Consider the following 13,023-nt stretch of genomic DNA (forward strand, 5'->3'; position numbering starts at 1 on the left):
TTCTTTTTTTGAAAACTGTAGCTCTTTTCTTCAACATAGTTTGGTCAGATTTCTTGAATCAATTCCTAAATTTCGCTGTCCATTCAAGAATCTGACCAATATTCCTCTTACATATTTCTTCTATACTGGCCCCCTACCTCATATAAGGCCTTTGTAATTTGACCAAGGCTTGCAACTTTCACAGTCTCCATTAGTTCAGCAAAGATATTGCCACCACTCATTGCTTCTTCCTTCAACTTTTGAAGGGCTTTTGTTGCTTGATTGTCATGGCGCTTTTGGAAGTCCTGTAAATTATGAATCTGTAGCTCTTTTTCTTCTTTTGTCGCTCTTGCTAATTCCATATTATCGACTTCTTCTTCAGAAGGCGGATTTGGATTCAAATACGTATTCACACCGATAATCGGAAGCTCTCCCGTATGTTTTTTCATTTCATAATACATAGATTCATCCTGAATTTTTCCTCTTTGATACTGCGTTTCCATCGCCCCTAAAACGCCACCGCGATCATTAATGCGATCGAATTCCTGAAGTACCGCTTCTTCCACCAAATCGGTAAGCTCTTCAATAATAAAAGACCCTTGTAATGGATTTTCATTTTTCGTTAAGCCATGTTCCTTCGTGATAATCATTTGAATGGCCATTGCGCGTCTTACAGATTCTTCTGTTGGGGTCGTTATCGCTTCATCATAGGCATTCGTATGCAAGGAGTTGCAATTATCATGCAACGCCATTAACGCTTGCAGGGTCGTGCGAATATCATTAAAATCAATCTCTTGTGCATGAAGGGAGCGACCTGAGGTTTGGACATGATATTTTAATTTTTGACTACGTTCATTTGCACCATACTTTTCCCTCATCACAGTTGCCCAAATTCTTCTTGCTACCCGGCCAATGACTGTATACTCCGGGTCGAGACCGTTCGAAAAGAAAAAGGAGAGGTTTGGCGCAAAATCATCTATGTTCATGCCCCTGCTTAAATAATATTCCACATAAGTAAACCCGTTGGATAAAGTAAATGCCAACTGAGAAATCGGATTCGCTCCTGCTTCTGCAATATGATAGCCAGAAATCGATACAGAATAATAGTTTCGGACTTTATGATTAATAAAATATTGCTGAATATCCCCCATCATTCTTAACGCAAATTCTGTTGAGAATATACAAGTATTTTGACCTTGATCTTCCTTTAAAATATCCGCCTGTACCGTTCCGCGAGCTGTTTGCAAAGTCTTCTCTTTCACTTCCGCAAGTTCAGCATCCGAAAGCTTGCGACCAAGCTCAATCTCTTTCCGTTCAATCTGCTGTTCAATCGCGGTATTCATAAACATCGCAAGAATAATAGGTGCCGGACCATTAATCGTCATCGAAACAGAAGTGGACGGATGACATAAATCAAACCCTTTGTAGAGTTTTTCCATATCATCTAGGGTACACACATTAACGCCACTTTCGCCTACCTTTCCATAAATATCTGGACGATAATCTGGATCTTCTCCATATAAAGTGACAGAGTCAAATGCTGTACTTAACCGTTTTGCCGCATCATCCTTTGATAGATAATGAAAACGGCGGTTCGTTCTTTCCGGTGTCCCTTCCCCAGCAAACTGCCGCTTAGGATCTTCTCCTTCGCGTTTAAAAGGAAATACTCCTGCTGTATAAGGGAATTCACCTGGAACATTTTCTTTATATACCCATGTTAAAATCTCACCGTAATCTTGATATTTCGGCAGAGAGACCTTCGGAATATCGATTCCGGAAAGGCTCTTTGTCTTCAAAACCGTGACGATCTCTTTATCGCGTATTTTGGTCACAAATTTATCTGAAGTGTACTTTGCTTTCAATTCTCCCCAAGTTTGTAAAATCTGCTTTGAATCCTGTGACAGCTTCTTTTCTGTCTCTTGCTTAACAGCAACAAGGGAGGTAATAATTTCTTCGTTTATTTCTTTTTCTTTCACCGCTTCAATTGCCCCTTCAAGCTGGAACAATCTACGGGCTATTTGTGCTTCTTGTTTCATTTTTTTATGATAATTTCTTACGGCATCGGAAATTTCTCTTAAATAGTAGCGACGATCATTGGGGATAATGATATTTTGTTTTTCTACTAAGGCATTTTTACTAAAGGATGTGGACCAATTCATTCCGGTTTTTTCATTTATTTTTTCAATTAATGCGGCAAATAAAGCATTTGTTCCTGGGTCATTAAATTGACTGGCGATCGTACCATAGACTGGCATATTTTCAAATTCCTGTTCAAACAGCTCCCGACTGCGCTGAAATTGCTTTTGAACTTGGCGTCTTGCATCTTCTGAACCCTTTCGTTCAAATTTATTAATCACAACCAAATCGGCATAATCGATCATATCGATTTTTTCAAGCTGAGATGGTGCCCCAAATTCACTGGTCATGACATACATCGAGATATCACAGATTTCCGTTATTTCCGCATCCCCTTGACCAATTCCGCTTGTTTCGACAATGATTAAATCAAAGCCTGCTGCTTTTGTTACCGTAATGGCATCCTTGATTGCTAGGCTGAGCTCTGTTTTAGAACTCCTTGTTGCTAAGCTTCTCATAAATACTCTGGGAGAAAAGATAGCATTCATGCGAATTCGATCGCCTAATAATGCGCCACCTGTTTTTTGTTTTGTTGGATCGACAGAAAGAATGGCGACTCGCTTTTCTGGAATTTCATTTAAAAAGCGGCGAATCAATTCATCTGTCAGCGAGCTTTTCCCCGCCCCACCGGTCCCTGTAATTCCTATGACAGGAACTGATCTTTCTAGACTTTTAATTTGATCGAGGATCAATTCGACGGTTGCAGCACCAACTTGTAGAACCTCCAAATGATTTTCAGCGAGAGATATGAGCTTAGAAACGGCATTCACATCTCCAGATGGAAGTTTTTCAATATATTCTGTTGCTTCATCAGTGATAGTCGGATGGTCGCATTGTTCCAGCATCCTATTAATCATTCCCTGAAGGCCCAGTTTTCTTCCGTCCTCTGGGGAGAAAATTCCGGCAATGCCATAATCATGTAGCTCTTTTATTTCCTTCGGGATGATAACACCGCCACCACCCCCAAAAATGAGAATATGAGGTGCGCCCTTTTCCTTTAATAAATCATACATATACTTAAAATATTCCACATGACCGCCTTGATAGGACGAGATCGCAATTCCTTGAACATCTTCTTGGATAGCTGCATTCACAACTTCTTCAACAGAGCGATTATGACCCAAATGAATGACTTCCGCTCCACTTGCTTGAAGAATTCTGCGCATAATATTAATCGAGGCATCATGCCCATCAAAAAGACTTGAAGCGGTAACAAAGCGGATATGATGTTTTGGTTTATAGACTTGAACCTTACTCATTATTTTCCCCCAATCATTTAGAGCAGGCTTTTCGCAAAATACCGAATACAGATATTCTGAATCTCCCACCCTGCCATTTTAAATTATATATATCGTAATCCTCGTGCTTATAGAGGTATTACTCAATACCTTGAATGATCAAATTGGTTTGCAGCTCTATGTATTCTTCAAGCGTATACATCTTTTGAAGAATCCATCGTCTGAATCCCCACATTTGACCTTGAACAAAAATATTGTGAGCCAATAGCTGCACCTGTGTGGCTGTTAACAGCAGCTCGCCATTTTCCGCACAAATCTTGATTAAGTTTTCAAACATCGCAACCATTTCCATTTCTTTCTTCAACACATAGGGAAGTGCATCGTGTGACAGTGATTTTACTTCTTGATACATGACAAGTACTTCATCTTGCATTTCATCGACGATGCGAAAGTAATTAGCAATGCCAAGCTTCAGACTTTCTAATGTTCCAAGGCTGGTGTCGATATTATTCTGCAATCTATCACGAACTTCATCATAAATCGAATCGCACACTAGGTAGAGGATATCTTCTTTTTTGCGGATATATTCATAAAGCGTCCCAATACTAAAGCCAGACGCTTTGGCTATTTCTCTCGTTGTGGTACGATGATAGCCTTTTTGTTTAAAAAGGGAGATCGCCCCTTTAATCATTTGATTCCTTCTCATTTTTACAAGACGTTCATCTTTTACTGATGCATGAACTTCACGTTTTTCCTCCATGTAATCCCCCTTTATGAAGTATCCTGGTGTCCAAGATGGATCACCATCTTGGACACCAGATACTTAAATGATTATTTTGTAAGCATTCTTGAGATAACAAGTCGTTGAATTTCTTGAGTACCCTCATAGATTTGAGTGATTTTTGCATCACGCATGAATCTTTCAACAGGGTAATCTTTTGTATAACCGTAGCCACCAAATACTTGAACTGCTTCTGTTGTCACTTTCATGGCTGTATCACCAGCGAAAAGCTTAGACATAGCTGATTCCTTACCGTAAGGAAGGCCATTTGATTCAAGCCATGCTGCTTGATAGGTTAATAGTCTTGCCGCTTCAACGCCTGTTGCCATATCAGAAAGCTTGAAGGCAACCCCTTGTTGTGCAGCAATTGGCTTCCCAAATTGAACTCTTTCCTTTGCATAGTCCACAGCTGCATCTAATGCACCTTGAGCAATCCCAACAGCTTGCGCAGCGATACCATTACGTCCTCCATCAAGAGTCATCATCGCAATCTTGAAGCCATCTCCTACATTGCCAAGGATATTTTCAACAGGAACATGGCAATTATCAAAGATAATTTCTGTTGTAGGTGATGAACGAATGCCTAGTTTCTTTTCTTTCTTCCCTACTGAGAATCCAGGGAAGTCGCTTTCAACGATAAATGCGGTTTGTCCGCCTCTTGTTCCTTTTTCAGCATCTGTTGTCGCAAAAACAACATAAGTTTCGGCTGCTCCACCATTGGTGATGAAGATTTTGGAGCCATTCAACACATAATGATCGCCTTCAAGACGAGCTGTTGTTTTCATACCACCAGCATCAGATCCGCTTCCTGGCTCTGTTAAGCAATAAGCACCGATTTTTTCCCCTTGTGCCATAGGACGAAGATATTTTTGCTTTTGTTCTTCATTACCAAACTTATAAATAGGCCATCCGGCTAAAGATGTATGAGCAGATAGCATTACCCCCACTGATGCGTCTACTCTTGATAGTTCTTCTACAGCAATACAATAAGCTAAGAAGTCACTTCCAATCCCGCCGTATTCCTCTGGCCAAGGAATACCTGTTAGACCAAGCTCTGCCATTTTCTCGAAAATGGTGCGGTCAAAATGAGCTTCCTCATCCCGCTCTGCGGCAGTTGGAGCTACTTCATTTCTTGCGAAGTCCCGAACCATTTTCCTAATCATTTCGTGTTCTTCTGTAAGCTGAAAATTCATTTCTGCTTCCTCCCCTGATTGATTCATTAATTTATTTAAATTAGTTATCTCCGTCATTTGAAAACAACTAATCCTAAGCGAATGTCCTGCGAGATAAATCATTGTCTTATTTTCAACTGTTCATTTTCTAGTATTTTTGAACTTGACAACCTTTTTTTATCAATAAAAATGCAATCTTTACGGTAGCAATTGAACTTAAGATTGTAAATTGCGCTATAGATGCTTATGAATAACAATACGTTGAATTTCACTCGTACCTTCATAAATTTCAGTGATTTTCGCATCACGGAAAAAGCGCTCAACTGGATAATCCTCGGTATAGCCATAACCACCGAAAACTTGGATAGCCTCTGTTGTGACCTCGACTGCCGTCTTTGAAGCAAACAGCTTTGCCATTGAGGCTTCTTTTCCACAGCTTTGACCATTCATTCTCATTTGAGCTGCACGAAAAATCAATAGCTTTGCAGCCTCTATATTTGTTGCCATATCAGTAAGCTTGAAAGCGATTGCCTGCTGAGCGGCAATTGGCTTACCAAATTGCTTGCGTTCCCCTGCATACTTCACCGCTGCTTCAAAAGCGGCCTCTGCAATTCCGAGAGCCTGAGAAGCAATCCCTATACGGCCTACATCTAAATTACTCATAGCGATTTTGAAGCCTTCTCCTTCTTGACCAAGGAGATTTTCTTTTGGGACACGCATATCCTCAAACGTTAATTGTAGAGTTCTTGAGCCATGAAGGCCCATTTTCCTTTCATCCTTCCCAAAGATCAGTCCAGGAGTCCCTTTTTCCACGATGAAGGCTGAGATCCCTTTCTTCCCTGCTTCCAGATTGGTCTTAGCAAATACAATATAGACATCTGCTTCTCCACCATTTGTGATAAAGACCTTTGAACCATTAATGACATAATGGTCACCATCCAAGACAGCTCTTGACTTTAGGCTACCAGCGTCTGAGCCAGCACTCGGTTCTGTTAAGCAAAATGCTCCTAAATATTCTCCAGTAGCTAATTTTGCAACATATTTCTGTTTTTGCGTCTCCGTACCAAAATACACAATAGGATTCGTCCCCACTGAGGTATGGACGGATAAAATCACGCCGATCGTAGCACTTACCTTTGAAATCTCATGTATCGCAATAATATAGGAGATAAAGTCCATTTCAGCTCCCCCATATTTTTCAGGGATTGGAATTCCCATTAAGCCAAGCTCCCCCATTTTTTTGAGAATTTCTCTTGGAAACTCCCCTTGCTCCATTCTGCCTATAAATGGAGCAATTTCATTTTGGGCGAATTCTTGGACCATATTCTTCATCATGCTTTGTTCTTCTGTCAGATGTAAGACCATATTTCCCCTCCAGAATGATGATAACTAACACTCCTCATACGGAAAAAGATTATTCGTAAACATAGAAGCCACGACCGGTTTTTTTGCCGAGCCATCCCGCTTTGACATATTTACGAAGTAATGGGCATGGGCGATATTTATCATCACCAAGTCCCTCTTGCAGTGTTTCCATAATGTATAAGCAAGTATCTAGTCCAATGAAATCAGCTAATGTTAGTGGCCCCATCGGATGATTCATACCAAGCTTCATAACCTCATCAATGGCTTCTTTCGTTGCTACACCCTCATAGAGTGCATAGACTGCCTCATTAATCATTGGCAAGAGAATGCGGTTTGCCACGAATCCAGGAAAATCATTAACTTCAACAGGAACCTTTCCAATCTTCTTTGTAATGCTTTCAATTTCTTGATAAACTTCGTCTGCAGTTGCTAATCCACGAATAATCTCTACTAATTTCATCACTGGAACTGGATTCATAAAATGCATGCCAATGACCTTTTCAGGTCTTTTTGTCACAGCAGCGATTTCTGTAATAGGTAAAGATGAGGTATTGCTTGCCAAAATCGCATGTGCTGGGGCAATCTCATCTAATTGCGCAAATATTTTCGCTTTAATGTCCATATTTTCAACAGCTGCTTCGATTACAAGATCTACATTCGAAGCGTCCTGAAGATCAGCGGAAGCGGTAAGATGATTTAAGATGTCATCCAGTTTTTCTTGGGTTATTCGTTCTTTGGACACTTGGCGGGCTAAATTCTTTTGAATCGTCCCTAATCCTCGTTCTACAAATTCCACTTTTAGGTCATTTAAAATTACTTCATAACCTGCTGTTGCACAAACTTGTGCAATACCAGAACCCATTTGTCCAGCACCAATAACCATTATTTTTTTGATTTCCATGTTTTTTTCCTCCGTATCAATACAGTTTATTCCCATTTCATTGATTTGCCTTTTTTCTCGAATTCTATTAAACCCTCGGAACCTCAATCATCACGGCATCTCCTTGCCCTCCGCCACTACAAATGGCAGCAATTCCAATTCCACCGCCACGAGATTTAAGCTCATGAATTAAAGTTAAAATAATTCTTGCACCGCTTGCTCCGATTGGATGACCAAGTGCAACCGCGCCACCATTGATATTTACCTTATTTAAATCTAGGTTGGCAATTTGACTGCTAACCAAAGCTACAGCAGCAAAAGCTTCATTTATTTCAAAAAGATCAATATCTTCGATGCTTTTACCCGACTTTTTCAAAAGCTCCTTAATAGCAATTCCTGGCGTTTTGGGAAAATCCTTCGCCTCTGTCGCAACAGCTGTATGCGCAAGAATAGTAGCTTCAATTTTTCTTCCTTCTCTTTTGGCTCGCTCCCCGCTCATCAAGACAAGTGCACAGGCACCATCATTTACTCCTGGAGCATTTCCAGCAGTAATAGTTCCTTCATTATTGAATGCGGGTGAAAGCTTAGCTAATTTCTCTAATGAGGTATCTTTTCTAGGGCCTTCATCATTTGCAACGATTAAGGGATCTCCCTTTCTTTGTGGAACTGCAACCGAAACAATTTCCTCAGCAAATTTACCGGATTCCATTGCCGCAAGCGCGCGTTTATGGCTTCTTAAAGACCATTCATCCTGCTCCCTGCGGCTGATCCCGAGCTCACTGGCAACAGCATTTCCATATGTCCCCATATGAACACCAGAAAAGCTGCAGCTTAATCCATCATGGATCATTAAATCTAAGACTGTTGCATCCCCCATGCGATAGCCAAAGCGCGCTTTGGGTAGAATGTATGGGGCATTGCTCATCGATTCCATGCCACCAGCAACAATCACTTCTTCGTCACCTAAACGAATAATTTGATCTGCGAGCGTTACACTTCTCATTCCCGAGGCACACACTTTATTAATGGTCTCTGTCTTCACTTCCCAAGGTAATCCCGCTTTTCTTGCCGCTTGCCTTGATGGAATTTGCCCTTGGCCCCCTTGAAGTACACTTCCAAAAATAAATTCTCCTACCTCTTCAGGCTTAACATTTGCTCGATTTAAGGCTTCCTTTGCTGCAATACCACCAAGGTCGGATGCTGAAAAACTGCTCAGCCCTCCTCCAAGCCTTCCAAATGGCGTCCGAGCTCCACCCAAAATGACCGTTTTACCCAAAAAAATTCCCCCTATTCATTTGTTCAACACAAGTCAATTATTAGGAAAAATGCCTAATGGCACATAGATGAAGTGAATTCTTGATGAAATGATGTTTGAGGCTGACAGCAGTTCAAGTCTACATGTAAAAAGAATATAGATGCCTATTACCACCTATACAATTCTTGTTAACCGAATTTTCCAAATCAAGGGTATATTCAGTTATTTTGTGACATATTTGTTCTGTTGACTGAACGCTCGTTCGAAAGAATCTCAAAAAAAAAGTATTCCTACTGATTAAAGAACCTTTTATGATATGAGGATAACTAAAAACGTAAAAAGATAAAGCGACCACATCCTGATACTGGATCTGCCGAAGCGATCATCTTCTTTTAGCTTGGAGCGCCCTTAAAGGGCGCCTTCGCCATTTCTAACATGATGGATTGTAATCGTTTTCTAAATCTATTTTACCGAAAAGCGGCAGAAATTGAAACACTATACGAAAAATTCTTAATTTTTTATCATTCTCCGCAGGTGTTTCCTTTTCTGCTCTTTTTCATTCACAAAAGACACTTAGGATACTAAAGTTTTAGGCTCGCCACAGACGGATTTTTCAAGAAGCTCTGCCACATCATAGGTTGAAATCTTGTCTTCAACCTCTTTTGCCTTTGTTCCATCCGTTAACATGGTTAAGCAATACGGACATCCTGAACTAATGACCGTTGGATTAACAGCCAAAGCTTGTTCTGTTCGAGCTACGTTAATACGATGGCCGGTTTCTTCTTCCATCCACATTAATCCGCCACCAGCACCGCAGCACATACCTGTTTCCCGTTTCCGTTCCATTTCGATTAATTTAACACCTGGAATGGATTTTAAGATTTCCCGTGGTGCATCATAGACATCATTGTAACGCCCTAAGTAACATGAATCATGGAAGGTAATCGTTTCGTTCACAGGATATTGCGGGTTTAGGCGTCCATCTTTCACTAGCTGATAAAGAACCTCTGTATGATGGTAAACCTCTGCTTCAAGTCCAAAGTCAGGGTATTCATTTTTGAAAATATTATAAGCATGTGGGTCAATGGTGACGATTTTCTTCACTTCATTCTTCTCGAACTCTTCAATATTCTTCGTGGCAAGTTCTTGGAATAAGAATTCATTTCCAAGTCTTCTTGATGTATCTCCAGAGTTCTTTTCCTTATTGCCAAGAATGGCAAATTTAACGCCAGCTTCATTTAATAGCTTTGCAAAGGATAGTGCAATCTTTTGACTGCGATTATCATAGGAACCCATAGCACCAACCCAAAATAGGTATTCAAATTCTTCTCCGGCCTTTTTCGCTTCCTTCACAGTCGGAGCATAAACATCCTCACGAGCCTCACGCCAGTTTTCACGTTCTTTCCGGTTTAATCCCCAAGGATTTCCTTGTTTCTCGATATTGGACATCGCCCGCTTTGCATCAGGATTTACTTTTCCCTCTGTCAACACAAGATAACGGCGAAGGTCGATAATCTTTTCAACATGTTCATTCATTACTGGACATTGGTCTTCACAATTTCGGCAGGTTGTACAACCCCAAATTTCTTCTTCCGTGATAACCTCACCAATTAAGCTTGGATTATAAGCAAGACCAGCTGCGGCTTCCGCTGCCCCTTTACCTGATGCGCTAAGCGCAATCTGATTCCCTTTTGTGTTGGCAAAAGCAAATGTCGGTACCCATGGCTGCTTAGATGTAATTGCTGCCCCATGGAAGGTTAAATGATCCCGCAGCTTCAAAATTAAATCCATTGGAGAAAGCATCTTACCAGTACCAGTTGCCGGACACATATTCGTACAACGTCCACATTCCACACAGGCATAAAGATCAACTAATTGTAATTGTGTAAAGTCTTCAATTTTTCCAACCCCAAAGGATTCCTGGGTTTCATCCTCAAAATCAATTTTTCTTAATTTTCCTGGTTTATCTAATCGATTCAAATAAACATTGGCTGGACCTGCAATTAAATGAGCATGCTTTCCTTGTGGAATGTACACTAAGAAAGCAAATAGAAATGATAAATGCAGCCACCAAGCAATATAGAAAATGACAATAGAGGCCGTTTCCCCAATTCCTGATAATCCCGTTCCGATTAAAGAAGCAATTGGTTCCGTCCATACGGCTTCTTCCCCATGCCAGATCATGCCCATTCCATTTCCAACAAGAACAGATAACATCAATCCACCGATAAATATGAGAACAAGTCCGTTTTTAAATCCTCTTTTTAAACGTACAAGCTTTTCAATATAGCGGCGATAATAGGCCCATACGACTGCCACTAAAATAATGAAGGTTACGATTTCCTGAAAAAAAGTAAACGCGGAATAAATAGGTCCTAAAGGTAAGTGGGCGCCCGGTTTAATCCCTTTTATAATAAAATCAATTGCCCCAAATTGAACAAGAATGAAGCCATAGAAAAGCATCACATGGATAGCTCCACTTTTCTTATCCTTCAAAAGCTTCTTTTGTCCGAAAACATTTACCCAAATTTTTCCAAGCCGTTTCTTCACATCATTATCAAACTCAGTCTTTTTCCCAAGTTTAATAAATTTTGTTCTTGTCCTTACTAAATACACAAACAAATTAATTGCGTAAGCGGTTACGAATAAAAACGCAATTAAGTTCAGCCACAATAGACCGTTCATCCTTCCTTCTCCTTTCACGAGGTCTCATGATGTCCCCTTTTTAAACCCCTTTATTAACTAAATATTATAACAGAATAAATTTTCTGAAAATACTGCTTATCTCCATTATATAATGAATGACTATTCAGTCAACAGGAAATTAGAACGTTTTCATTTCCTAAATCGCTTTTTCCTTGCCCGAAAATACTTATAAATTACTGTACTTCTGTTTACAATAAGAAAAAATACTGCGAGGGAGTCAATCAAATTATGATATTTTTCATTACCTTCATCCTTGCCATCTTTGTGATTTACCTTTGGGCGGATTTTCATTTTGGAAGAAAAAGGCATCTCGCAACTTTTCAAAAACGACAGCACCCTATTAGGAATAGTGATATCACCCTTTTTACTCAAGGAGGGGAACTGTTTGAGGATTTCTTTGCGGAAATCCAAAAAGCAAAGCATCATATTCATATTTTGTTTTTTATCGTTAAGAAGGACACAGTTAGCAAACGTTTTTTTGAAGCATTAATGGAAAAAGCCCAAGCAGGAGTAGAGGTAAAGCTCCTTCTCGATCGGGTTGGAAGCCATAAAGTGCCAAAAGACATGCAAACACAATTAAAATTAGCCGGCGTGGAATTTTTCTACTGTAACAAAATGAAACCACCCTTCTTCTTCTACACCAGTCAAGTTCGTAATCATCGAAAAATTACGGTTATTGATGGAAAAATTGGTTACATGGGTGGATTTAATATTGGCAAAGAGTATATTGATATGAGTCCCAAGCTCACTCCTTGGCGGGACTACCACCTGAAATTCGCGGGTGAAGGCGTTCGTGATTTACAGCATGAATTCCTCATTGATTGGCAAATGGCTACTAATCAAAATTTACTTCCTGAAAAAACCTACTTCCCTGAACTTTCTCCAGGGGCTGTCCGGCACCAACTCGTTCCAACGGAGGGAATTCTACTTGAGGATTATTTTTCAGAACTTATTCAAAATGCCCAAAAAACGATCTTTATTGGAACCCCCTATTTTATTCCAAGCAGCAAGGTTTTTCAGGATTTAATCGAGGCGATTAATCGTGGAGTTCAGGTTAAAATTCTCATCCCGCAAAAACGCGATCATCTATTCGTCAAAGAGGCATCGTTCCGTTATTTACGCCCTCTTCTTAAAAAAGGGGCAAAGGTGTATCAATTTGTCAACGGCTTTTATCATGCCAAAATCTTAATAATTGATGAAGAATTTTGCGATATTGGAACCGCCAATTTCGATAAACGCAGCTTCTTCCTAAATTTAGAAATGAATTGTTATATTTTTAATCAACCCTTTTTAAAAGAAGTAGAACAAGTTGTTCATAAGGATTTAGGAGATGCCAGGTTATTAGCTGTCGATGCTCTCGATCAGCCCTCGCTGTTTATTCGGGTGAAAGAAATGATTGCTAGACCCATTTCCTACTTTTTGTAAGCCTTATCACTTTCCATATGGGCAAAAAAGTCGTTCATCTCCCTAGAACGACTTTTTTCCTTTCCCAAATGTTTGAAAATTGTCCT

General features: G+C 40.1%; 8 protein-coding genes. 1 reads left to right on the forward strand and 7 read right to left on the reverse strand.

What is annotated here, in order from left to right; genetic code table 11:
* Positions 1-107: 107 nt before the first annotated feature.
* The 7 genes from icmF to ACE38V_RS05510 all read right to left on the reverse strand — a co-directional run bounded on the left by icmF (position 108) and on the right by ACE38V_RS05510 (position 11,491).
* Positions 108-3,374, reverse strand: coding sequence for a fused isobutyryl-CoA mutase/GTPase IcmF (gene icmF, locus ACE38V_RS05480; protein ID WP_375840200.1), 3,267 nt, complete (start codon positions 3,372-3,374; stop codon positions 108-110).
* A 118-nt stretch (positions 3,375-3,492) separates the two neighbouring features.
* Complete coding sequence (locus ACE38V_RS05485) at positions 3,493-4,113, reverse strand: TetR/AcrR family transcriptional regulator (protein WP_375840201.1); 621 nt, start codon at positions 4,111-4,113, stop codon at positions 3,493-3,495.
* A gap of 71 nt (positions 4,114-4,184) precedes the next feature.
* A complete protein-coding gene (locus tag ACE38V_RS05490; RefSeq protein ID WP_375840202.1) occupies positions 4,185-5,327 on the reverse strand; it encodes an acyl-CoA dehydrogenase in 1,143 nt (380 codons plus the stop codon).
* A 213-nt stretch (positions 5,328-5,540) separates the two neighbouring features.
* Complete coding sequence (locus tag ACE38V_RS05495; protein WP_375840203.1) at positions 5,541-6,671, reverse strand: acyl-CoA dehydrogenase; 1,131 nt, start codon at positions 6,669-6,671, stop codon at positions 5,541-5,543.
* Positions 6,672-6,720: 49 nt separating this feature from the next.
* The gene (locus ACE38V_RS05500; RefSeq protein WP_375840204.1) at positions 6,721-7,572 is read right to left on the reverse strand and encodes a 3-hydroxybutyryl-CoA dehydrogenase; all 852 of its coding nucleotides are present in this window, start codon (positions 7,570-7,572) and stop codon (positions 6,721-6,723) included.
* A 67-nt stretch (positions 7,573-7,639) separates the two neighbouring features.
* Positions 7,640-8,827, reverse strand: coding sequence for an acetyl-CoA C-acetyltransferase (locus tag ACE38V_RS05505; protein ID WP_375840205.1), 1,188 nt, complete (start codon positions 8,825-8,827; stop codon positions 7,640-7,642).
* Positions 8,828-9,379: 552 nt separating this feature from the next.
* Positions 9,380-11,491 carry a (Fe-S)-binding protein gene (locus ACE38V_RS05510; protein WP_375840206.1) on the reverse strand — a complete coding sequence of 704 codons (2,112 nt, stop codon included), beginning with the start codon at positions 11,489-11,491 and terminating at the stop codon, positions 9,380-9,382.
* Between the two features lie 249 nt (positions 11,492-11,740).
* Between ACE38V_RS05510 and cls the strand changes: the two genes are divergently transcribed.
* Positions 11,741-12,937 carry a cardiolipin synthase gene (gene cls / locus ACE38V_RS05515; protein WP_375840207.1) on the forward strand — a complete coding sequence of 399 codons (1,197 nt, stop codon included), beginning with the start codon at positions 11,741-11,743 and terminating at the stop codon, positions 12,935-12,937.
* Positions 12,938-13,023: the final 86 nt, after the last annotated feature.

Origin of the sequence: Cytobacillus sp. Hz8, assembly GCF_042263505.1 — a bacterium.
Classification (GTDB): domain Bacteria; phylum Bacillota; class Bacilli; order Bacillales; family Cytobacillaceae; genus Bacillus_BE.

What these genes read in the sequence shown, in the direction of transcription:
- ACE38V_RS05495 (WP_375840203.1), bottom strand. Translation starts at nt 6,671, where the DNA reads ATGGTCTTACATCTGACAGAAGAACAAAGCATGATGAAGAATATGGTC.
- ACE38V_RS05500 (WP_375840204.1), bottom strand. Translation starts at nt 7,572, where the DNA reads ATGGAAATCAAAAAAATAATGGTTATTGGTGCTGGACAAATGGGTTCT.
- cls (WP_375840207.1), top strand. Translation starts at nt 11,741, where the DNA reads ATGATATTTTTCATTACCTTCATCCTTGCCATCTTTGTGATTTACCTT.
- ACE38V_RS05510 (WP_375840206.1), bottom strand. Translation starts at nt 11,491, where the DNA reads ATGAACGGTCTATTGTGGCTGAACTTAATTGCGTTTTTATTCGTAACC.
- icmF (WP_375840200.1), bottom strand. Translation starts at nt 3,374, where the DNA reads ATGAGTAAGGTTCAAGTCTATAAACCAAAACATCATATCCGCTTTGTT.
- ACE38V_RS05490 (WP_375840202.1), bottom strand. Translation starts at nt 5,327, where the DNA reads ATGAATTTTCAGCTTACAGAAGAACACGAAATGATTAGGAAAATGGTT.
- ACE38V_RS05485 (WP_375840201.1), bottom strand. Translation starts at nt 4,113, where the DNA reads ATGGAGGAAAAACGTGAAGTTCATGCATCAGTAAAAGATGAACGTCTT.